This is a genomic window from Acidithiobacillus albertensis, assembly GCF_001931655.1.
Lineage (GTDB): Bacteria > Pseudomonadota > Gammaproteobacteria > Acidithiobacillales > Acidithiobacillaceae > Acidithiobacillus > Acidithiobacillus thiooxidans.
Window position 1 is genome coordinate 1,436,401 of the sequence record NZ_MOAD01000001.1, and the last position, 21,675, is coordinate 1,458,075.

The following is a 21,675-nucleotide window of genomic DNA, read 5'->3' on the forward strand; positions in this document are numbered from 1 at the left end:
AGATTTACGACATGACGGAAAGTACAACGGATATTCTGATTGTCGGCGGTGGTCCCGCCGGAATGATGACGGGCATAACCGCCGCCCAGTTTTCTCCCCACAAAAAGGTTCTGGTGCTGCGCCCCGAGACGGACGCTGTCATTCCCTGCGGGATTCCCTATATTTTCGGTACCCTGGGAGGCACCGAAGAAGACATGGCCGGACGTGCGCCGCTCCTAGCAGCGGGCGGCCTAATCCAGATTGGTAAAGTCGCCAGCATAGATCGCAATGCCCACACCGCCACTCTGGAAAACGGGGATCTCATCCATTGGGAACGGCTGGTTCTGGCGACCGGCGCAGAAAACTTCATTCCGCCCATTCCGGGTACAGAACTGGAAGGCGTTTTCAGCATTCACAAGGATTATGACTATCTCGACAAATTGTTCAGCACCCTGATCCCGCAAATCAAAAAGCTGGCGATTATTGGCGGAGGGTTTATCGGCGTGGAATTTGCCGATGAAATCCGCAAGCGCGGTATTGAGGTCCACATTGTCGAGATGCTGCCCCACCTGATGCAGGCGGCTTTTGATCTGGATGCCTGTAAGGCGGTAGAAAAACAGCTCAGCGAGCACGGCGTCCATATTCATACCGGCTGCAAGGTAGAAGCCCTGGTGGCCGGTGTCGATGGTAAACGGGTAGGCCAAGTGCAAATCGCCGGACAGGAGGCTCTGGAGGTTGATGCGGTGCTCATTGCCATCGGTACCCGTCCACAGGTGGATCTGGCCAAGGCGATGGGCCTGACCCTGAGCCGCTCTGGTGGTATCTGGGTCGATGCTTTTCAACGTACCCGGGAAGACCCCCATATTTTCGCCGTGGGTGATTGTGCCCACAAACAGGACTTTTTTACGCGCAAGGCCAATCATGCCATGATCGCCTCACAAGCCGCCGCTGAAGGCCGCATTGCCGGAATGAATTTGTATGGCCTGCGTCAGTTGCGTACCAATGCCGGCTCGGTGAGCGTCTACGCCAGTGAAATTGATGGCCTGGCTTTTGGTGTGGCCGGCTTGACCGAACATCAGGCCGAACAGGAAGGCTTTCCGATTTTAAGTGGGGAAGCCCGCCTGCCCGATCACCATCCGGCCTCCATGCCCAACACCACAGAAATTTTCTGCCGTATCATTTTTGCTGCTGACTCCCTGCAAATCCTGGGCGGGCAGGTCCTGGGCGGTGCCACCACCGGGGAACTGGTCAACACAATCGGTCTCGCCATTCAGATGCACGCTACTGCACCCGATCTGGTCAGCATGCAGTTTGGCAGCCAGCCGCGCCTGACCCCTTCCCTGCATCCGCTGGTTGCCGCAACCGGAGATGCCCTGCAGCGTCATTATGCCCTCCTCCACCCCTGCGTGGAGGACCAACCCTTATGAAACTCCCCAAGCATCGCAGCAAAATTGTCTGCACCATCGGTCCCGCATCTGATGCCCCCAATGTCCTGGAACAGATGATCCGGGCGGGCATGAATGTCGCCCGTCTCAACCTGGCCCACGGCACCCCCGATGAACATCGGGCGCGCATTGCCCGCATCCGCGATGCCGCCCGCAAGACCGGGTATCGCGTCGCCATTATGGCCGATCTGCCCGGCCCGAAAATCCGCATTGGCCGCTTGCCGGCCCCGGTCACCCTCAAGCATGGGGATCATGTTCTGCTCGCTCCGGGTGCGCCGGGGACGGCGCAGGCCATTCCTCTGGAACTGCCGCCCCTGGCCAAACCCCTCGTCAAGGGCGATACGGTCTACCTCAATGACGGCTTTCTGGAACTTCGGGTAGAACAGCATGATAGCCAGGGCGTACTGTGTCAGGTGCTCGTCGGTGGTGTGCTGCTTTCCCATAAAGGCGTCAATTTACCCGGTGTTTATCTGGAGGGCGGCGCGCTCACCGCTGCCGATCGGGAATTACTGGCATTTGTCCTGAAGGCCGGAGTCGATGGTCTGAGTGTTTCTTTTGTGGAAAGTGCCGAAGACCTGCACGCCGCCCGCCGTGCAGCCAATACCCTGGGATTTCATCCTTTTCTGGTCGCCAAAATCGAAAGAGCACGGGCCTGGAAACATATTGATGCGATCATCGACGCCACCGATGCCATCATGGTGGCACGCGGCGATCTCGGAGTAGAAGTGCCGATTGAAGAAATTGCCATTATCCAGAAACGCCTGATCCGCAAGACACGCGCCGTGGGCAAACCCGTCATCACCGCTACCCAGATGCTGGAGTCCATGGTACATAACCGGCGACCAACCCGCGCGGAAGTGACCGACGTGGCCAATGCCATCCTCGATGGTACGGACTGCATCATGCTCTCGGAAGAGTCGGCCATGGGAGATTTTCCGGTAGAAGCTGTAAAAATGCTGGCAGAAATTGCCCGCGTTACCGAAAAAAACCGGGCGGAACTCAATCCTTTGAGTTCCATCGACCTCGATGACAAGCCCAGCGTAGAATCTATTATTGCTAGTAATGTCCGGCACAGCGCCGAACGGCTGAATCCTTTATTTGTAGTAACCCCTACAGAAACGGGAACAACCGCCGCACGCATTGCGCGCTTTCGGCTTGAACCCTGGATTCTGGCCATGAGTCCCCATACTTCGACTTGTCAGCGCCTCTGTCTGCACTATGGGGTCTATCCTATAGAGATGCCGAGCCCTGAAAGTGGCTGGGAAGATGCGGCGCGTCGCTGGCTGCTCACTAACGCTGTTGAAAAAGGTTTGATTTTACTGACGCAAGGCCCCAGCAAGGGTCATCCGGGAGGGACCAACCGCCTGGAAATCATTCATCTGGATGTTTCTGCCACGCAATAACAGGAGAGTGTTTTATGGACAGCTTGATTGAAGACCTTATCGCCCGCGAAATTCTGGATTCTCGCGGTAATCCCACGGTAGAAGTGGAAGTGTATCTCAGCAACGGGCAACACGCCCGTGCCGCCGTTCCCTCCGGAGCTTCCACCGGCAGCAAGGAGGCGGTGGAACTCCGTGATGGCGACGAGCATCGTTTTGGTGGCAAAGGCGTCCGCCAGGTCATTCAGAATATTGAGGAGATCATTGCCCCCGACTTGCAGGATCTGGATGTGCGCGATCAAAAATCCATTGACGAGACCATGATCGGTCTGGATGGCACGGATAACAAAGGAAAGCTCGGTGCCAATGCCATTCTCGGCGTGTCCATGGCTTGCGCCCGTGCCGCCGCTGATTATTGTGATCTGCCATTGTATGCTTACCTGGGTGGACCCGGTGCTACCCGCCTGCCCGTGCCCTGTTTTAATGTGCTGAATGGTGGCGTCCATGCGCACTGGCAGGGGGCTGATTTTCAGGAATGCATGCTGGTTCCCTATGGGGCTGACAGCTTCCGCGAATCGCTCCGCTGGGGTGCGGAAATCTACCATGCGTTGCAGGCCCTGCTCCTCGAAAAACATCTTTCCGTCGGCGTCGGTGACGAAGGCGGCTTTGCCCCCGCCGTCGATTCCAATCATGAATCCTATGACCTGCTGGTCGAGGCCATCCGCCGTGCCGGATTTGAACCCGGAAAAGATTGCGGCATCGCCATTGATCCGGCTTCTTCGGAATTCTTCAAAGACGGAAAATACCAGCTGCGCACGGAAAACCGGGCTCTCAGCAGCGCGGAAATGGTCGATTATTATGCAGAAATCGTCCGTAATTACCCAGTGGTTCTGCTGGAAGATGGTTTGGCCGAAGACGACTGGGAAAACTGGAAGCTACTCAATGAAAAACTGGGTAGCAGCATCGAACTGGTGGGCGATGATATTTTCTGCACCAATCCGAAAATCATTGCTCAGGCCATTGAAGACAACATTGCCAATGCAACGCTGATCAAGCTCAACCAGATTGGCACAGTCACCGAAACCATCGCCGCCACCCGGCTGGCTCAATTCCATGGTTGGGGAGCTTTCGTCTCGCATCGCTCCGGCGAAACCACCGATGATTTCATTGCCGACCTGACCGTGGCCCTGGACACCGGTCACCTGAAGTCCGGCGCACCGGCCCGGGGTGAACGGGTGGCCAAATACAACCAGTTACTGCGGATTGAAGAAGAACTGGGCACAGCCGCCAGTTTTGCCGGTAAAAAGGCTTTTGTGCGGCCGGTACGTGGATAAAACAGTTGATACACGAGGAACAGCAGTCATGACTCTTGAATCCGGTTCTTCCATTCATACCTGCAGCGGGCTCAGCAGTGCCGAGGCGCAAAAACGTCTGACACAATACGGACCCAATGCCGTAGTCGAAGAAGCGCCCAAAACCTGGCTGTTGTTCCTTCACAAATTCTGGGCACCGGTTCCCTGGATGCTGGAAGCCACCTTTGTTCTGGAGGTGCTGCTGACCAAGTGGCCGGAAGCCATCATCATCGCCCTGCTTTTACTTTTTAACGGAATACTGGGCTTCAGCCAGGAACGCAAAGCCCAAAACGCCTTGGCCCTTCTCCGTGAACGCCTGCGTATTCAGGCTCGGGTGTGCCGGGATGGCAACTGGCAGACTCTGGCGGCCGCCGATCTGGTTCCGGGTGATCTGGTGCATGTGCGCGTGGGGGATATTGTTCCCGCCGATCTGCACCTGACAGATGGCAATGTCCTGGTCGATCAATCCGCCCTGACCGGAGAATCCATGCCGGTGGATTGCACGGCAGACAGTACCCTGTATTCCGCCTCCATCGTGAAACGCGGGGAGGCCAGTGGGGAGGTCACCGCTACCGGGGCCAAAAGCTATTTCGGCAAAACCGCCGAACTGGTACGTGGCGCGGGTGCCAAAAGCCATCTGGAAGAACTGGTTCTCAGCATTGTCCGCTATCTGGTCGCCATGGACGTTCTGCTGGTGCTCGCCATTCTCGCCTATGCCATGGTGCAGCACATTCCGCTCGCCAACATTTTGCCCTTCGCCTTGATTTTGCTGGTCGCCTCGGTGCCCGTCGCCCTGCCCGCCACCTTCACCCTCGCCACCGCCATTGCCTCCCTGCATCTGGTTCATCGCGGGGTGCTGGTGACCCGCCTGGCCGCCGTGGAAGAGGCTGCGGCCATGAACGATTTGTGCAGTGATAAAACCGGTACCCTCACCCAGAATCGTCTCAGCCTCAGCCAGATTCAGCCCTGGCCGGATGTCAAAGAGGAGGACTTGCTGCGCATGGCCGCCCTGGCCAGTGACAGTTCTACCCAAGATCCCATTGATCTAGCCATTCTCCAGGAAAGTAGCAAAAGACAGATCAGTCCGCCAACCCGTGCGCAGTTCGTGCCTTTTGATCCGGCCAGCAAGCGCTCTGAAGGCACTTTTACCCAAGATGGCAATCAGTGGCGCGCCATGAAGGGAAGCCCGCAAATCATCGCCAGGCTCTGCAAGGATGCAGACTGGGAAAGTCGCACCGCACAATTGGCTGCCAGCGGCGCGCGGGTACTGGCGGTCGCGGCAGGGCCAGATAGTCAGCCGCGCTTTCTCGGTTTGCTGGCTCTTTCAGATCCTATCCGCCCTGATGCCAAAGACGTGGTGCAACAGCTCCGGAAACTGGGCGTGCAGGTTCGGATGGTCACGGGAGACAGCGTCCAGACCGCGCAAAGCGTCGCCAGCACTCTCGGGATTGACGGTCAAGTCTGCGAACGGGGGCGAATCACCGAAGATTGTGGGGTTTATGCCGGGGTCTTCCCGGCCGACAAGTTCCATCTGGTCCAGGGGCTGCAAAAAAAGGGCCGGATTGTCGGCATGACCGGCGATGGGGTGAATGACGCCCCCGCACTCAAGCAGGCGGAAATGGGAGTGGCGGTGGAAAGCGCCACCGATGTGGCCAAGGCCGCTGCCAGCATTGTACTGACCACCCCCGGACTGCAAGGCGTACTGGAGGCGGTTATCACCGGCCGTCGCGTCTATCAGCGCATGCTGACTTATACCCTGAACAAAATTGTCAAGGTCTTTCAGGTTGCCCTGTTTCTGAGTCTCGGATTTTTACTTTTCCGCAGCTTTGTGGTCACTCCCCTGCTCGTGCTGCTCCTGCTCTTTGCCAACGATTTTGTGACCATGTCCCTGGCCGAAGATAACGTCCGTCCCTCCCCCCAGCCGGATCGCTGGGCAATCCGGACCCTGGTCTTTTCCTCTCTCGCTGTCGCCATCGCCTGGCTCATCTATATTTTTGCGGTCTATGCTGTAGGCCGTAGTCTCCATCTGCCTACCCCCTCAATCCAGACCCTGGATTTTCTCGGCCTGGTATTCTCAGGATTGGCCAATGTGTTTCTGGTCCGCGAGCGCGGTCATCTCTGGGCATCCCGCCCCGGAACATTCCTCAGCGTCGCCAGTCTGGTAGATATTATGATTGTCAGCATTCTGGCCATCATGGGTTGGTTGATGGCCCCTATCCCCTGGATTTTTGTGCTTTGTCTGCTGGGAGCGACTGTTGTCTATACGCTGTTGCTGGACCAGATCAAAGTTCCTCTGCTACAAAAACTGACGCATGCTTAAGCTTTTTATTGGGAGCCCGGGAATACTATGATTGCAAAGTCACGACATTTTCAGCTTCAGATCGTCGATGTGCATGGCGAAATCTATACCGGTCTAGCCACTTTTGTGGTTGTGCCTGGTGAATTGGGTGAACTGGGCATTTTGGCCGGTCATGCACCGTTAATCAGCATTCTCAAGGCTGGCGAGTTACGCATCACCCCCGTTGAAGGACCGCCGGAAATTCTTTTCATTGAAGGCGGAATGGCAGAAGTTCAGCACGAAATGGTGACGGTTCTGGCCAACAACGGACTACGCGTCAGCGATATTGACCCCAAACTCAGCCAAAATCGTATCAGCGCCGCTGAGCGTATCCTGAAAGAGCGTAAGGCTTCAGAAATGGATTTTGTCGCCGCTGAATTGGCTTTGCAAAGTGAACTAGCCAAGCTCAGGGCCTTTCAAAAATATCAACAGGCAAGCCAGGGAAATGAAAAGCTGGAATACGACTGGGAACGCCCTCCTCTGGAAGGTATCCCTGAAATTAATGTACAAACACTGGAAGACTGAATCTTGCGTTGGGAAATGACCACTTATCAGATTGAATCGTTAATAATTATATGAAAATTTTACGCAAGAAAAAATCCGGCAGCCTGCATAGGATCTCCTGTGTCTATTATCCCATCTCTTTCACATTAGAGGCTATCTTCGATCTGTTCCAGTGTCTTTCCCTTTGTTTCTGGTACAATCCAAAGAGTAAACAAGATCGCCAAAACAGTCATTGCCGCATAAAACATGAAAGTAGGGCCGCGTCCAATAATCAATAACAAGTCTAGGAATATGCCGGAAATCACCATGTTTGAGACCCAATTGGCGACGGTTGCAATACTCATGGCCCTACCCCGGATAGCGAGCGGAAAAATCTCAGAGATCATCAGCCAGAAAATGGGTCCGAGGCCAATAGCAAAAAAAGCAACAAAAATCGCAACCATGCCCACGATGATATAAGTTAGTGGGCCGTGAAGCTGTATCAGGAATCCAGTACCAATAAAAACAAGACTGGTCAGCATACCATACAGACCCAAAAGTAGCATTTTGCGGCGGCCAGCGGTGTCCAGTAACCGCATTGCGACGCCTGTCATGATCACATTGACGGCACCAATACCCACAGTGGCAAGAATAGAACCGGAAGCGGAGGATAAACCGGCATCCCGGAAAATGGTTGGTGCAAAATAAATAACAACATTTATACCCGTTATTTGTTGAAAAACCGCCAGACCAACTCCGATAATCAGAGGCTTACGAACTTTACGTGTCAGAAGTAACGACCACGGCGCTGCCCGACGGCTGTCCTCAACAATATCGCGATGTAGATCCCCAAGTTCCTCGGATACATCCTGACGTCCCCGTAAAAAACGAAGTCCCGCCGTCGCCTTTTCTATAAAATTACGCCCCGCCAACCACCGAGGACTTTCCGGCAGGACCATCATCCCCCCAAGCAAAATAAGTCCGGGAACGGAACCAAGCCCCAGCATCCATCGCCAGCCATCTGGGGTTCCAGAGAGCATATAATCAACCAGATACGATACAAAAATACCAACCGTAATATAAAATTGATTGATGGTTACAATCGCGCCGCGCCAGTGCGCCGCTGTGATCTCTGATAGGTACAGAGGGGTAATCATGGAAGAAACCCCAATGGCGGCTCCTACCATAACCCGGCCAAGGAAGAGAATAGGTATGGTCCCAGCTACTGAAGATAAAATTGCACCTGCTGAGAAAAGAACGGCGGCAACAATCAGTACGGCACGACGTCCAAAAGCATCTGCAAGTGCTCCGGCAAATGCTGCGCCCACGGCGGCAGCAGCTAACGCGATTGCAACAAACAACCCCTTCATGCTTGCATCAAAGTGAAAAACTTGATTCACAAACAAGAGAACGCCAGCTACGACACCTGTGTCGTAGCCGAAGAGTAATCCACCGAGCCCGGCAACAATTGCAATCAAAATAAATCGCCAGTCTTTCTTGGGCTGATTGGCCTCTGTCATACTCATCCGACGAATATCCTCTTGAGAGCTTATTGTAGTTTAAAACATCTTTTTACATGATAATCCGCTGAACGCTGGCAATGCAATTATAAAGCATACAGCAAACCCTATAAAACCCGGAGGTACTCTGCCGGCAACGGGCTTTCCTGTTGCGCCTGCTTTTCACCATGGGCCACGAACAAATTAATCACTTGTCCGTGGGCCTGAATCAGGGTCACCACATTGGGATCATCACTGCGTTCTTCAATCATCACACCATCTGGAAGCAGTCTGACTTCCATATGCACTTTGTCATGTTGAGCAAAGAGCTCGGCAAAAGCCGGATCCCAAAAGCGCAGGCCAAAATTTTCGTGCAAGCGCTGTTTCATCGCAGGGACATGATCGTGCAATAAAGCCACCACCTCCGGATTGTGTGAACGGGTTCGCGAGCGAATCCCATCAGGCAACATTTCCAGATCACGCTGAATATCATCATGCAGTGCCAGAAGACGATGGAAAACACTCTGGTCATGTTGATGACGAGCAGCCCTGATAGGATCACGACCAGCCCCACGCATGCCAACATGCATATTCTGTTTTGAAAACATATAGATACTCCTTAAATTAAGCATGTCGCCGCCCAGATGATTCATTCTACCGGTAGTGGCCGTGGGTGCGTTTTGCTCCATTGTTCCTTGCCTGTTGTTCTAAGGCTCATCCTGCTGTCAGGAGAGAACTCGCCCTACGGGCTCAAACATCTCCTCCTGACGGGCGCAGGACTTCACCAAGAACAACGACGGCCCAGAACAAAAGTCGCTGAAAAGCATCCACGGCAACTGCCGTTTTTAGGTTCATCGGGACAGCTACATCAATGGATTGGATATCTAGTGAACATATCATCACCAGAACTTACTTAGTGGTAAGTATTCTGCAGTCACCACAAAGCGGCATTGATAAAAATCAATTTTGACTGATTTAGTCGGGTTTATGCGCTTCAGACAGGCCGGCAATATGCGCAAGACTTTTTGGTTTCAAGATTTCCAGTTGACTGCCCTGCTCCTGAATCAACGCCTTACGCTTGAAATCTGCCATAATCCGACTGACATGCTCGGTAGATAGCCCCAGAAAGGCGGCGATATCTGTTCGCGTTAACGGGAAAGGCAAACTGCGTAACTGCGGATAGCGCCGGGCCCATTGCAGTAAAAAAGTCGCCAGCCGGGCCTCGGCCCGTTTAGCGCCCAGCTCAATAATCCGTTCTTCACTTTTTTGCAGGGCGTCCTGCCAACGCTGCAAAATGGCCGCCCGAACTTTGGGCAGACGTTCCGACAAGCGCTGTAGTTCTGCCAGATCAAGTCGACAGAGCTGACTCGGAGCAAGAACGATAGCACTATGGCGATGATGTTCTCCCTGCATGCCTTCAAAACCAAGCAGATCTCCGTGATGGAGTAAACGAACGATAACGTCCTGACCACTTTCCAGAGAACTTACCAGCTTCACCGCACCATTTCGCAAGGTATAAGCATATCGAGCAGGTTCTTTCATCCGATAAAGAACGTCCCCTTGCCGACCCTCTATATCCTGCACTTCCATCCCCAGACTGCAGAGTTCTTCGGTATTCAGTCCTGCAAATATACTTTGGTCGCGCATGCGACATTGCAGGCAATCAGAACGTTTGCTGGCAATTTCGCTGTTCATGAACCCATTTATTGAGTAGCCCAATACTGTGGATAGGCACCCTTCTGCCCGGATTTTTTGCCAATTCCCGTGGCCGCTGATCCTGCCTCGCTTTTGCTGGATTGCGGCCCCACCAGCACCCGAAACAGGTGGTTAACGGAAAGCGTCCCCACGCAGGCTTTGACACCCACTTTATCGACTTCTTGCAGCAATTGTTCAGCCATGGTGACTTTTCCAAAAGCACCCAGTTGCACATACCAACCGGCTTGCTGACAAGCATGGGGAATGGGTACCGGTTTAACGGCTGCGGGAACAGCTGACGCAACGTTGGCAGGGCCCGGAGATGACTCTGCGGACACCGGTGAAGTAGGAGAACGGGTTGCCGAAGTCAGTAACAGCGTTTTGGCTGTGGATACTGCTGAACCGGTCGCGGCAGACGTTTTCGGCAAGGTCAGGAATACACTGGTGGAATCTGAAGTGATCATTTTGACTTTTCCAGGTTCGGAAACAGCCGAAGATTTCCAGATAAAGGACACAAACAACAAAATGACCAGCAAAAAAATAATGAAAATCAGCACACCCAAGCGCATGCGCCCGGTCTGCATCTCCCGGGTCGGTCTGGCGACATTATCTGTATTTTTCATGTGTTTTTGGCGGTTCACCCGCGCTCCGCAGCTCAGCAAGGTACGCTCATACTACAATTTTGATCGGCACAAGCCTAGCTTGAAGAGTCTGGTTTATATAAACCAATGTGGTTGATATAAACCAATTCATCATGGGTGAAATAAACCAAAAGCAACCGACGCATCATTACATAATAATATAAGACCATGTTTTTATATGACTCATATCCGAGCAATTCAGTCAGGAACAAAAGATGCTTTTATCCCCGGTAGTAACACCTAAAAACAACCGTTCACGAGGATTCAACTATGATTATTGAAGACACTTTGCCCGTGCTTCTCAGTCGCCTCGATTTTGCCTTCATCACCTCCATGCATATTCTCTGGACTCCGGTGACCATTGGCATGTCGTGGCTGCTATTTTTTCTGGAGGTGGCCTGGCTGAAGACCGGCAATGAACACTGGTACCGCCTGCAGCGCTTCTTTGAAAAGCTTTTTATCGTCAATTTCGGCGCTGGTGTGGCCACGGGCGTGACCATGGAAATGGCCTTCGGCATTTTGTACGGCCCTTTCTCCCAGGCTGTTGGCCCTTTTTTCGGAAACATTCTCGGCTTTGAAACCATCACCGCCTTCATGTACGAGGCCGGCTTCATTGGCCTGATGATTTTTGGCTGGGGCAAAATCGGCAAGGGCATGCATGCTTTTGCAACCTTCAACGTAGCCCTTTCATCCAGTCTTTCAGCCATGTGGATTCTGGTCGCCAACGGCTGGATGCAGTCTCCCACCGGAATTCAACTGAAAGATGGGCTGTTTCAGGTCACCAACTGGTGGGAAGCCATTTTTAACCCGAACTTTAATATTGGCTTCCCGCATATGTGGGTAGCTACCGTAGAATTAGCCCTGTTTTTCTTCGCGGCGGTCAGCGCCTGGTTTATTTTGAAAAATCGCCAGGCCAATTTGTTTACCAAACTCTTGAAGCCGACTTTGCTGGCACTGATCATCATCACCCCGCTGCAGATTTTTATTGGTGATGAACTGGGTCGGGAAGTGGCACACGACCAGCCCACCTCTCTCGCGGCCATGGAAGGCCATTTCCACACCTATCTGCCCGATGGTAAGCCCAACACCAGCTGGAATCTGATTGCCATTCCCGATGTTTCAGCAGGAAAAAATCTGTTCTCCATCCAGATTCCCCATGTTCTCAGCTTGCTCGAAACCCATACCTGGGACGGAGTAGTCACCGGTATGGATCATTTTGCTCCGAATGATCGACCCAATGTCTGGGTGCCCTTTTATGCCTTCAGGGTGATGGTCGCCATCGGCTTCTTCCTGTTTTTCATGGCACTCTGGGGTAACTGGTTGCGCTTGCGGGGGAAATTGACTGCAGAACATCTGCGTAAGAATCCGTTGTTCCTGCGTCTGCTGGTGTTCAGTGGATTCCTGCCTTATCTCGCCGTCTGGACCGGCTGGTGGACACGTGAAATAGGCCGTCAGCCCTGGGTTGTTTATAACCTGATGCGGACTTGGCAGGGTGTCAGCCATATGGGAGTCACTGCTGAATCCTTCTGGCTGATTGGCTACATCATTTTCGAACTGATGGTTTGGGGGGGTGCCTGGTACTTCTTTACCCGGGTTATCCAAAAAGGACCCGATATGACCAGCCCGGTCATTGGTGCTTCGGATCATGATGCCCATCCATCCGGTGGCGGAATTGCCAAGCCGACTTTCGCCAAACCGACAATGAACAAGCTGAACTGAGGACCGATACCATGCATGAAATATTTCGCATACATAGCACCTTAAGTACATTCTGGTGGATTTTGTTAGGGGTTTTCTTCGTCATTTATATTGTTCTCGACGGCGCGGATCTGGGGGCCGGCGTATTTTCCCTGCTCCTCAACAACGAGAATGATCGGGCGGCCGTCATGTCCTCCATGGCGGGCACCTGGGATGCCAATGAAACCTGGCTGGTGGTGGCCGGTGGCGTGATTTTCGGGGCCTTTCCTCTGGTTTATGGGTCCACATTCAATTATCTGATGATCCCGTTGATGTTTGCGCTCTGGGGCATCATTTCCCGGGCGGTGGCCTTTGAATTTCATGTCCACGCCAAAAGCAGCCGCAAATTCTGGGGCTACATGTTTGGTCTTGGCAGCCTGGTCGCGGCTCTTTTTGCGGGGATTGCACTTGGAGCCACCTTGCTGGGCTTTCCGATGAATACCGGCAACGCGCAAGGCATTCAGGTGGCCAATGACCCGTTTGTGAATACGGTTCCGCACTTTTCCGGCAACGCCCTGAGCTTTCTTTCTGCTTTCAGCATCTGGACAGGCATTGGGGCGTTGATCGCCGGCGGTCTGGCAGGCACCTTGTACCTTTGTGCCCGTTTTGAGCAGGATGATCCCATCTACCAGAAGGCTCACAAGTCTGCCACTCTGTTTTCTTTCCTGGCGCTGGCGGCGGTAGTCATCACCTTGATCTGGTCCTACGCGATCATGCCCGATGCCGCCAAGTGGACGGGGAGCGGCTGGTTCGGCTGGCTGATTTTGCTCATTGCCATCCTGATTTCTGCCTACAAAATGATGAGCAATCACGCAGCCCACCGTGACTTCGCCGCACTGCTCTGGTGTGGCGCCATTGTGTTGTTCATGTGGGGCGGGATGTGGGCCACCAATTTCCCCTACATTATTCCGCAGACCTGGACTATCAGTCAGGGCGGCAATCCGGCCAATGACCTGGCCATCCTGACCCTGTTCATGACGGGATTCGTGCCGGTGATGATTACTTATAACGTTTATCAAATCTGGGTGTTCCGCAAGCGCATCACCCATCTGGCCGGTTATGAAAGTCATTAAGTCATTTCCCTGGTGATGTTCCGTTTGGGGCCGCAAGGCCCCTTTTTTTAGCTTCACATAATCGTATGAAAATGTTCTATAATGATGAGGTATAATTTACTTATTACCTTGCAACACAAACTAAACAGGAGTCCTGAGATGTCCAGGAATAAAAAAAATAGTACGATGCGGTCACTTCAAGATGATGCGCACGAAAAAAATCATCTTGATGAAAAAGCCCATTACAAGGCGGAACTGCGGGCCCTCCAGATTGAGCTGGTCAAGTTGCAAAGAGATATTATTCGTAAAAATGAAAAAATACTGGTGATACTCGAAGGTCGGGATTCAGCCGGCAAGGATGGGTCCATCAAACGCATTATCGAACACCTCAGTCCTCGCGAAACCCGGGTGGTTGCATTAAGCAAGCCTTCGGACAGGGAAGTAAGTCAGTGGTTTTTTCAGCGCTACATAGAACACCTGCCCTCAGCCGCAGAAATGGTCTTTTTCAACCGCAGTTGGTATAACCGTGCAGGCGTTGAAAAGGTGATGGGATTCTGTACAGACCAGCAATACGAAGAGTTTTTCGCCGAAGTCAATAATTTTGAAGGGATGCTGGTGCGTTCCGGCATTCATCTATTCAAGTTCTATCTGGATATTTCGCGCGACGAGCAAAAACAACGCCTTGAAGCGCGCAAAGATGATCCACTCAAACAGTGGAAAACCAGTCCCATTGATGAAAAAGCTTTGAAACATTGGAAGGATTATAGCGAAGCACGCAATATCATGTTTGCCCGCAGTCATTCTCCTTTCGCCCCCTGGATTATTGTCAATGCCAATGATAAAAAGATAGCCCGGTTGCAACTCATCAAAGGGCTTTTGAGCCGGCTGTCCTACACAGACAAGGATGAAATGCGGGTACTTCCTGACCAATCCATCATTTTTGAATATGAATCCCTTTATCTGGATAATGGGATGATCCAGGAATAATGACACATCCATCTTCATTACTTTACCCATTTGATTTTGCCCAGGAGGAAATATGTCCATCATCGATTTACCGTCAGCTTTGACTCGCGCCCTCTCCCTCAAAAACGAGGACTCCCTGGATGCGGCAACCATTGCGGCAGCAGAACAACTCAGCAAAAAAGAAGGATTATCCCTGGATGCTGCCGTGGGCGTTTTCGGCAACGATCAACTTGTTGAACTGATTGGTTTCCTGAATGACAGTATGAGCTGTGAACAACTTTCTGCCCTCTGTGATCCGGAAAGCTACGATGCGGAACAGGCTCGGGAATGGGAGGTCACCAAGGATCAATACCTGCTTGCCCATGAAATTGCCGTCCTGAGCCACCGTGTGGCCAAGCAGCGAGATACAACCAAGTAAAATTCTCAGGCCAAAGCACTCCATTGCAGCAACGAGATGGACCAAAACGCTCACGATTCACGTCCATCTCCTATAATCAGGTCAACCGCATTTCCCTTTTAGCCATGAAAGGAGTTAGCAGGCATGTCTCAATTCAAGCACCCCCCCTTGGGTATCCCCACAGACAGCGCTAAACGCTGGACAGAAAACTACCAACTCGCCACGCAAGGAAGCGGGCGTCTTTTTTTGATGGCGGGCGACCAGAAGGTCGAGCATCTGAATGATGATTTTGTTGGAGGTCAGGTTGCTGCAGATGATGCTGATCCTGAACATCTTTTTCGGATTGCCAGTGCGGCACCGGTAGGTTGCTTCGCGGCTCAGATGGGGCTGATCAGCCACTATGGAATGGATTATCCTGAAGTTCCCTATCTGCTTAAACTCAACAGCAAAACCCACCTGGTGAAAACCGCCCAGCGTGATCCTGCCAGTTTGCAGTGGCAGAGCATGGCCCAGGTGCGGGATTTTGTCCGGCACTCCGGCCTGAAAATTGTAGGCGTCGGTTATACCATCTATCCCGGTTCACTATATGAGCCTGAAATGTTGTCCGAAGCCGCGCGCATTATCCAGGATGCCCACGCCATGGGTCTTTTGGCCGTTATCTGGGCTTATCCGCGCGGACAGGCGGTAGGCGACAAGGAACAGGATCCGCACATGATTGCCGGAGCCAGCGGCCTCGTTGCCTGCCTCGGCGCTGATTTTGCGAAGGTGAATCCTCCTTTGGATGCGCAGGGAAACATGGATGCCCGCCTGCTGGGTGAGGCCGTTGCGGCAGCTGGGCGTACTCAGGTAATTTGCGCCGGGGGCTCAGAAACCGACTCGGAATCCTTCTTGCAACGTCTGCATGCACAAATACATATTGGTGGGACCCAGGGCTGTGCCACAGGCCGAAATGTCCATCAACGCAGTCAACCGGATGCCGTACACTTTTGTCAGGCGATCCATGCCCTGGTCGTCAAAAATCAGAGCGTGGAAGAAGCTGCAAAACTTTTGGGAGAAGCGTCTTAATCAACCCGATGGGCCATACCCGCTGGCGTTTGTGAATGCCCACCAGCACCCCCGGCAAATTAACACCCTGACATAACGGAGAAAAGTGAGTGACTATTGCCCCCTGTTATCTGCTTCCGCAAATGCCCGAATCGCTCAGTGGTCTGACGGAGCTGGCGCTGGATCTGCGCTGGGCGTGGAGTCATGCCGCCGACTCCCTCTGGGCCGAAATAGCGCCAGAACTTTGGGAGCAAACGCGCAATCCCTGGTTAATTTTACAAAATATCAGTAGTCAAACCTTGCAAGAATTGGCGCAAAATCCAGCATTCATTGAAAAGCTCAAGGCTTTTAGTGCGCAGCATCAGGAGCAATTAACCCAAAGCAGCTGGTTTGAACAGAATTACGCCCAGACTTCCTTCCGGCAGGTTGCTTATTTCAGCATGGAATTCGGCCTCTCCGAGGCCCTCCCCATATATTCTGGAGGGCTGGGAATCCTGGCCGGCGATTGCCTGAAAACTGCCAGTGATCTGGGTATCCCGTTGCTGGGTATCGGTCTGCTCTGGCAACAGGGCTATTTTCGCCAAACGCTGGATGAAAACAGTCGGCAACAGGAATTTTATCCCTATAACGATCCCACCCAGATGCCGGTTACCCCGGTGCGTGACAGCGAAGGAGAATGGTTGCGCCTGCAACTCCCCTTCCCCGGCCGAAAAGTCATATTACGCGCCTGGCAAGCCCAGGTAGGCCGGGTAACCTTGTATTTGCTGGATAGTAACGATCCCCTGAATACTCCGGCAGATCGAGGGATAACCGCTGAGTTATATGGAGGAGGCCCGGAAACCCGCTTGCAGCAGGAAATCTGTCTGGGCATCGGCGGCTGGTTGTTATTGCGCCGTCTGGGGATTCAACCCGAAATATGCCATCTCAATGAAGGGCATGCCGCATTTGCCATTCTGGCCCGCGCATACAGCCATATGCAGGATCATGGCACCCAGTTTGAATGTGCCCTCAATGCCACTCGGGCCGGTAATATTTTCACAACCCATACCCCCGTATCTGCTGGTTTTGACCGTTTCCCGGCAGAATTAATGACGCGTTACATTGCGGGAGCGCCAGAAGCTTTTGGTGTCGATGTAGAAACCATCCTGGCGCTGGGACGGGAACATCCCGATGATCCGCAAGAACCATTTAATATGGCCTGGCTGGCGATTCGTGGCAGCATTATGGTCAACGCCGTCAGCCGCCTGCATGGAGAAGTCAGCAGACGCCTGTTTCAACCACTTTTTCCACGCTGGCCTGCGGACGAAGTTCCGGTAACCCATGTCACCAATGGTGTGCACATGCCCTCCTGGGACTCTGCTGAAGCAGATGCCTTGTGGACTTCCTGTTGCGGTAAACAGCGCTGGCTGGGTGACTTGCAAAACCTCGCAGCAGAATTCCGTAAAACACCCGACAGTTTGATCTGGGAATTACGCAGCAAAGGCCGTCAGCAGGTCATTCATTTCGCGCGACAACGGCTTCAGCAACAACTGGCGCAGGCGCACGCGCCGCTGGAGGAGCAAGAGCGTGCTGCGTTGGCATTGGACCCTAATGCCCTGACGATCGGTTTTGCACGTCGCTTTACGGCCTATAAACGTCCCAATCTGCTCTTGAGTAATCCCGACAGACTGAGGCAATTGCTGACCAATCCACATCACCCGGTACAACTGCTCATTGCCGGAAAAGCTCATCCTCGGGACGAAGCGGGCAAAAAAATGATTCAGCAGTGGACCTTGTTTATTCATCAACATCCCGAGCTGGCCAATCATATTGTCTTTATTGCCGATTACGACATGCTGGTGGCCGAGCATCTGGTTCAAGGCGTCGACTTATGGATTAATACGCCGCGTCGCCCCTGGGAAGCCAGCGGGACCAGTGGCATGAAAGTGTTGGTTAATGGCGGACTTAATTTATCCGAACTGGATGGCTGGTGGGCTGAAGCCTATTGTCCGGAAACGGGCTGGGCTATCGGTGATCGCGCCGAACATGATGATGATCCACAATGGGATATTCAGGAAGCAGAAACTCTCTATCATTTATTGGAAAACGAGATTGTGCCTCTTTTTTATCAGGATCGCGATGCCAGCGGCTGTCCGCAGGCCTGGATTCAGAAAATTCGCGAAAGCATGAGTCGGCTTACGCCCTTATACAGCAGCAATCGAATGCTCCGCGATTATGTCTCGACCCTATACGAACCCGCTGGACGCCTCCTCGCCGATCGTAGCGAAAAAAGTCGAATTGAGGAAATCTGTAACTGGCAAAAAAATATTCGCCAACACTGGCCCCTTCTGCATTTTGGCGATCTGCATGTACGTACCGAAAATAATCGCCATTATTTTGAACTGCATGTTTATCTGGACGATCTGGATGCTGAATCTATCAGCGTGGAACTATTTGCCAACCGAAGTGACCAATATCCTTTAGAAGTGGTTCCCATGCAGCGTGGTGAAGCACTGAGTGGAGCAGTCAACAGTTACAATTACACGTTAAACATCCCTGCTGATCGTGACTTGGCAGACTATACTCCGCGCATCATTCCTTGCCATCAAAATTGCCTGGTGCCCATGGAGAGTGCGGAAATACTCTGGTACCGTTAAAAGGAACAAAAATTGAATCCCAACATTCCTGACCTGCAAAATATTATAGAAACCGAAAAGAAAATGTTCGGTAAATATTTGGTTCCTGTAGCTATATTATTAATCATTATTGGGATATTTGGAATTTTAAGCCCAATTATTCTTTCTGCAGTCACCGATGGCATTATTGCAGCCATGCTGATTATTGCCGGATTCACCTGGATTGCGCACAGCATCCAGATGCACCAGCATCAAATGGCTGACTGGCTGAAACCCTTACTGCTTTTTATCACTGGGGGCATCATGATTGCCTTACCGAAAGCAGGAATTGCGGCAATTGGTTTGATGTTCGTTCTGTATTTCATCATTGATGCCTACCGAAATTTCACGCAAATGAAAATCTATCCGGGACATGGTCGGGGCTGGTCCATTTTTAGTGGTATTATCGACATTTTCATTGCCCTTCTCTTCGTGGTCACCTGGCCTCGGGGTTCATTGATCCTGGTCGGCATATTTGTCGGCGTCAACTTGATATTTGATGGGATCATTCTGCTGATGTTGCGCAATGTAAAACCTGGATAAACAGTATATTGCACAAATTTTAGGCAATCAGTAATCTTTTTTATTTTATTCATTTGCGGAACGTCCAATATCCGTGGACTGGATTACGGAAAGTTTGTGCCCACAGATAACTCCGTGCGCAGAGACTTTCCCAGCCATTCCTGACCTCTCTTTGTAGACGTCGCCAGAATGGCCGCGATGATCGGTGCTCCGCAGACCAACCGCGCTCTTGAATAATGGATGGCAGCTTCACATCAATAGAAACCAGAGCAGGCTCAAGAACCAACATGCGCAATCCATGCAACCAGTATTGATCCATCATCTTATCTACTGCGTCACGCATTTTTTCAGTATGTTTAAGTAGTACCTTGGCGGCGTCTGGTCGTATCAGATAGGCAGCGGTTCCCTGTGGCTGTCGAACATAACGCATCAGTCGAAATTCATTATTCACGCGAAGATATAGCTTACCTTGCCGATCCCAACGTTCACTCATCAGACGCAAAATATCCCACTCCCCAGCAGTATCCATGGCGAGCGCAATTTTTTCAACAAAGTTGGGCCCTAGCACTACATCATCCTCAAGAATACACCAAGCCACATCATCTGATTGTGCGCATTGTTGCCACAATGAACGGTGACTCATAAAACACCCAACTTCGCCCGGGGCCATTTCATATCCGAAATATTTTTTTCGGTACGTTTGATCATAAGAATTGGGGTAATCAGCAATGCGTCTAGGCGCACAAGCTTCAAACAAATTTAAATGTACTTGCAAACGCCTGGCTTCTGCTGAAATATGATGATGACGGCGTTCAGGGTGACTCGCCATGGAAATCACATGAATGGGAGGCATACATTTCTTCAAAGAAACGATCATTCCCCCCGTTTTGATGTTCATACTGTTATTCCTAACCATAAATCAACCTCTTCAGGAAGCTTCCTCGCCGTTTCCAGTGATAATCGCTTTCTGCATCGAGCTCTTCAAGAATACTTTGGTAACGTTGGTATTCTTCATAACATGCCGCCCATAGTACCCACTGGGCGACACTTTCATTTTGTTTTATGGCAGTTAGAATATGATATATTTTATCGAGTAATGGTAGCATATTTTTGGCATATTCTTCATCATTAAGCGCAACGGAATGATGTCTTAGGGATTGACTTAAAAACTGTTCAACATAAATTTTGAGTTTATTCTCGTCTATGGAAAGTGCCAGATGTAAAGAGATTTTTTCCAGAACAAGTGCTGGCTGTTCCAACAAATCATCATATGAAATAAAAACGTGAGGATAATTTTTAATATGCGGCAAAAATGGTAAAGTATATGCCGCCCACATCAATTGGCCTCTCGTAAGGGAGATACCATTGCGCTTTTGCAGCGATAGCGCCACCGCATAAGGGTGTCGTAGGGCGACGACAAACTGAAGATTAACCCCTGACTGTTCTGCAGCATGCAGCCAGAAAGGCAAAACTCTTAAAGTTCTCGGATCTTTGAATCCCCACATGGTGTATTGATCCGCGCGATTGATCAATAACTTCTCCGCCTGATCATGGAGATCTTTCAGCGCCGCACCTAAAAAAAGAGCTTCCGGGACAATCCGGGTGTCATTCCAGGCAATATTTAAACGTTCAAGAACTTCCTTGTTGATGCGCAAAACCTCGGCATCTTTCCAGTAGCCCCGCGGATTATCTTCACCGGGCGCAATCAAAGCATCCCCCATGTTGAGCCCCAAACACTCCAGACCTTTGGCAATAGCACTTGTACCACTTCTATGCATGCCGATGACCGTTACGATACCTCTCTGAATTGGTTGGCCGCTGGGAGCATGCTCCAAAAACTCATCAATCACTATATAACCTCTTACATGCTGTAACGTTTTATACAAAAAGCTCAACAAACATATGGTCCACCTGAAAACAGGATAAAGTCCCAGTTTTCAGCGCTCAGTTTAAGGTCTCAAGGCCTCTCCAGATAAGACATGGCCGTAATAAAAATTGTTAAGAAATATGAAAATCCATTTTTATAGAACAAACGAAGTTTGGTTTATAAAATATAAAAGAATTCTTATGTGTTTATAATGACCTGGAAACGCGTTATGTGTTAGTTTGACAAAACGATATTACAAATAGAGAGGATTGAACCATGTTAATGAACATTATTGTTTTTCTCATCGTCGGTGGAATCGCTGGCTGGCTGGCCGGATTGCTCATCAAAGGCCGGGGGTTTGGCATTATCGGAGACATCATTGTCGGCATCATCGGTGCTTTCATCGGTGGATTCGTCCTGACGACGATTGGCTTGATTGGTCTTTTTGGGGCGGGCATTATCGGTGCCATTATTGTTGCCTTTATTGGTGCCATTATTCTTTTGTTTATCGTTAAGCTCATCAAAAAACTCTAAAAAATAAAACGTTATGAACATCATGCTGATTCTGGCTGGGCTGGTTATTTTGGGCGCAGCCAGCCAGTGGCTGGCATGGCGGGTCAAACTA

General features: G+C 51.5%; 19 protein-coding genes. 13 read left to right on the forward strand and 6 right to left on the reverse strand.

Annotation, left to right across the window (positions count from 1 at the left end):
* Window positions 1-11: 11 nt before the first annotated feature.
* The 5 genes from BLW97_RS07410 to atpC are packed head-to-tail and all read left to right on the forward strand — an operon-like array spanning window position 12 to window position 7,018.
* Window positions 12-1,406 carry an NAD(P)/FAD-dependent oxidoreductase gene (locus BLW97_RS07410; RefSeq protein ID WP_075322811.1) on the forward strand — a complete coding sequence of 465 codons (1,395 nt, stop codon included), beginning with the start codon at window positions 12-14 and terminating at the stop codon, window positions 1,404-1,406.
* A complete protein-coding gene (gene pyk, locus BLW97_RS07415) occupies window positions 1,403-2,827 on the forward strand; it encodes a pyruvate kinase (protein WP_075322812.1) in 1,425 nt (474 codons plus the stop codon). Before BLW97_RS07410 ends, pyk begins: the two co-directional genes overlap by 4 nt.
* Window positions 2,828-2,841: 14 nt before the next feature.
* Window positions 2,842-4,137 (forward strand): phosphopyruvate hydratase, encoded by a 1,296-nt coding sequence (gene eno, locus BLW97_RS07420; RefSeq protein WP_075322813.1) that lies wholly within the window; start codon window positions 2,842-2,844, stop codon window positions 4,135-4,137.
* A gap of 28 nt (window positions 4,138-4,165) precedes the next feature.
* Complete coding sequence (locus BLW97_RS07425; RefSeq protein ID WP_075322814.1) at window positions 4,166-6,475, forward strand: plasma-membrane proton-efflux P-type ATPase; 2,310 nt, start codon at window positions 4,166-4,168, stop codon at window positions 6,473-6,475.
* Between the two features lie 27 nt (window positions 6,476-6,502).
* Entirely contained in the window at window positions 6,503-7,018 is a 516-nt protein-coding gene (gene atpC / locus BLW97_RS07430; RefSeq protein WP_075322815.1) for an ATP synthase F1 subunit epsilon, read from the forward strand.
* A gap of 125 nt (window positions 7,019-7,143) precedes the next feature.
* Here atpC and BLW97_RS07435 read toward each other — a convergent pair whose 3' ends face one another.
* The 4 genes from BLW97_RS07435 to BLW97_RS07450 all read right to left on the reverse strand — a co-directional run bounded on the left by BLW97_RS07435 (window position 7,144) and on the right by BLW97_RS07450 (window position 10,811).
* Window positions 7,144-8,529, reverse strand: a complete 1,386-nt coding sequence (locus tag BLW97_RS07435) for a sugar porter family MFS transporter (protein ID WP_319026037.1) — start codon at window positions 8,527-8,529, stop codon at window positions 7,144-7,146.
* Window positions 8,530-8,603: 74 nt separating this feature from the next.
* The gene (locus BLW97_RS07440) at window positions 8,604-9,083 is read right to left on the reverse strand and encodes a hypothetical protein (RefSeq protein WP_077218305.1); all 480 of its coding nucleotides are present in this window, start codon (window positions 9,081-9,083) and stop codon (window positions 8,604-8,606) included.
* A gap of 367 nt (window positions 9,084-9,450) precedes the next feature.
* Window positions 9,451-10,170, reverse strand: a complete 720-nt coding sequence (locus BLW97_RS07445; protein ID WP_193639624.1) for a Crp/Fnr family transcriptional regulator — start codon at window positions 10,168-10,170, stop codon at window positions 9,451-9,453.
* 8 nt (window positions 10,171-10,178) lie between these two features.
* Window positions 10,179-10,811: an SPOR domain-containing protein gene (locus tag BLW97_RS07450; protein ID WP_075322816.1), complete on the reverse strand. Its 633-nt coding sequence runs from the start codon at window positions 10,809-10,811 to the stop codon at window positions 10,179-10,181.
* Between the two features lie 270 nt (window positions 10,812-11,081).
* Between BLW97_RS07450 and BLW97_RS07455 the strand changes: the two genes are divergently transcribed.
* From BLW97_RS07455 to BLW97_RS07485, 7 genes are all read left to right on the forward strand, one after another.
* Entirely contained in the window at window positions 11,082-12,530 is a 1,449-nt protein-coding gene (locus BLW97_RS07455; protein WP_065974826.1) for a cytochrome ubiquinol oxidase subunit I, read from the forward strand.
* An 11-nt stretch (window positions 12,531-12,541) separates the two neighbouring features.
* Window positions 12,542-13,621 (forward strand): cytochrome d ubiquinol oxidase subunit II, encoded by a 1,080-nt coding sequence (locus BLW97_RS07460; RefSeq protein WP_075322817.1) that lies wholly within the window; start codon window positions 12,542-12,544, stop codon window positions 13,619-13,621.
* 138 nt (window positions 13,622-13,759) lie between these two features.
* Window positions 13,760-14,587 carry a polyphosphate kinase 2 gene (gene ppk2 / locus BLW97_RS07465; protein WP_024895146.1) on the forward strand — a complete coding sequence of 276 codons (828 nt, stop codon included), beginning with the start codon at window positions 13,760-13,762 and terminating at the stop codon, window positions 14,585-14,587.
* A 52-nt stretch (window positions 14,588-14,639) separates the two neighbouring features.
* A complete protein-coding gene (locus tag BLW97_RS07470) occupies window positions 14,640-14,984 on the forward strand; it encodes a hypothetical protein (protein ID WP_024895147.1) in 345 nt (114 codons plus the stop codon).
* A 123-nt stretch (window positions 14,985-15,107) separates the two neighbouring features.
* A complete protein-coding gene (locus tag BLW97_RS07475; RefSeq protein WP_075322818.1) occupies window positions 15,108-16,028 on the forward strand; it encodes a beta/alpha barrel domain-containing protein in 921 nt (306 codons plus the stop codon).
* A gap of 89 nt (window positions 16,029-16,117) precedes the next feature.
* Window positions 16,118-18,643 carry an alpha-glucan family phosphorylase gene (gene glgP / locus BLW97_RS07480; protein WP_075322819.1) on the forward strand — a complete coding sequence of 842 codons (2,526 nt, stop codon included), beginning with the start codon at window positions 16,118-16,120 and terminating at the stop codon, window positions 18,641-18,643.
* A 12-nt stretch (window positions 18,644-18,655) separates the two neighbouring features.
* The gene (locus tag BLW97_RS07485) at window positions 18,656-19,204 is read left to right on the forward strand and encodes an HdeD family acid-resistance protein (RefSeq protein ID WP_075322820.1); all 549 of its coding nucleotides are present in this window, start codon (window positions 18,656-18,658) and stop codon (window positions 19,202-19,204) included.
* A 49-nt stretch (window positions 19,205-19,253) separates the two neighbouring features.
* Here the strand turns inward: BLW97_RS07485 and BLW97_RS07490 are convergent, their stop codons facing one another.
* On the reverse strand, window positions 19,254-20,081 hold the full coding sequence (locus BLW97_RS07490) for a glycosyltransferase family 25 protein (protein ID WP_075322821.1): 828 nt from the start codon (window positions 20,079-20,081) through the stop codon (window positions 19,254-19,256).
* 10 nt (window positions 20,082-20,091) lie between these two features.
* Window positions 20,092-21,033 carry a sulfotransferase family protein gene (locus BLW97_RS07495; RefSeq protein WP_075322822.1) on the reverse strand — a complete coding sequence of 314 codons (942 nt, stop codon included), beginning with the start codon at window positions 21,031-21,033 and terminating at the stop codon, window positions 20,092-20,094.
* 293 nt (window positions 21,034-21,326) lie between these two features.
* Here BLW97_RS07495 and BLW97_RS07500 point away from each other — a divergent pair, with 293 nt between their 5' ends.
* Window positions 21,327-21,584, forward strand: coding sequence for a GlsB/YeaQ/YmgE family stress response membrane protein (locus BLW97_RS07500; RefSeq protein ID WP_215858229.1), 258 nt, complete (start codon window positions 21,327-21,329; stop codon window positions 21,582-21,584).
* Window positions 21,585-21,675 lie beyond the last annotated feature (91 nt).

What these genes read in the sequence shown, in the direction of transcription:
- BLW97_RS07410 (WP_075322811.1), top strand. Translation starts at nt 12, where the DNA reads ATGACGGAAAGTACAACGGATATTCTGATTGTCGGCGGTGGTCCCGCC.
- pyk (WP_075322812.1), top strand. Translation starts at nt 1,403, where the DNA reads ATGAAACTCCCCAAGCATCGCAGCAAAATTGTCTGCACCATCGGTCCC.
- eno (WP_075322813.1), top strand. Translation starts at nt 2,842, where the DNA reads ATGGACAGCTTGATTGAAGACCTTATCGCCCGCGAAATTCTGGATTCT.
- BLW97_RS07425 (WP_075322814.1), top strand. Translation starts at nt 4,166, where the DNA reads ATGACTCTTGAATCCGGTTCTTCCATTCATACCTGCAGCGGGCTCAGC.
- atpC (WP_075322815.1), top strand. Translation starts at nt 6,503, where the DNA reads ATGATTGCAAAGTCACGACATTTTCAGCTTCAGATCGTCGATGTGCAT.
- BLW97_RS07440 (WP_077218305.1), bottom strand. Translation starts at nt 9,083, where the DNA reads ATGTTTTCAAAACAGAATATGCATGTTGGCATGCGTGGGGCTGGTCGT.
- BLW97_RS07445 (WP_193639624.1), bottom strand. Translation starts at nt 10,170, where the DNA reads ATGAACAGCGAAATTGCCAGCAAACGTTCTGATTGCCTGCAATGTCGC.
- BLW97_RS07455 (WP_065974826.1), top strand. Translation starts at nt 11,082, where the DNA reads ATGATTATTGAAGACACTTTGCCCGTGCTTCTCAGTCGCCTCGATTTT.
- BLW97_RS07460 (WP_075322817.1), top strand. Translation starts at nt 12,542, where the DNA reads ATGCATGAAATATTTCGCATACATAGCACCTTAAGTACATTCTGGTGG.
- ppk2 (WP_024895146.1), top strand. Translation starts at nt 13,760, where the DNA reads ATGTCCAGGAATAAAAAAAATAGTACGATGCGGTCACTTCAAGATGAT.
- BLW97_RS07470 (WP_024895147.1), top strand. Translation starts at nt 14,640, where the DNA reads ATGTCCATCATCGATTTACCGTCAGCTTTGACTCGCGCCCTCTCCCTC.
- BLW97_RS07475 (WP_075322818.1), top strand. Translation starts at nt 15,108, where the DNA reads ATGTCTCAATTCAAGCACCCCCCCTTGGGTATCCCCACAGACAGCGCT.
- BLW97_RS07490 (WP_075322821.1), bottom strand. Translation starts at nt 20,081, where the DNA reads ATGAACATCAAAACGGGGGGAATGATCGTTTCTTTGAAGAAATGTATG.
- BLW97_RS07500 (WP_215858229.1), top strand. Translation starts at nt 21,327, where the DNA reads ATGTTAATGAACATTATTGTTTTTCTCATCGTCGGTGGAATCGCTGGC.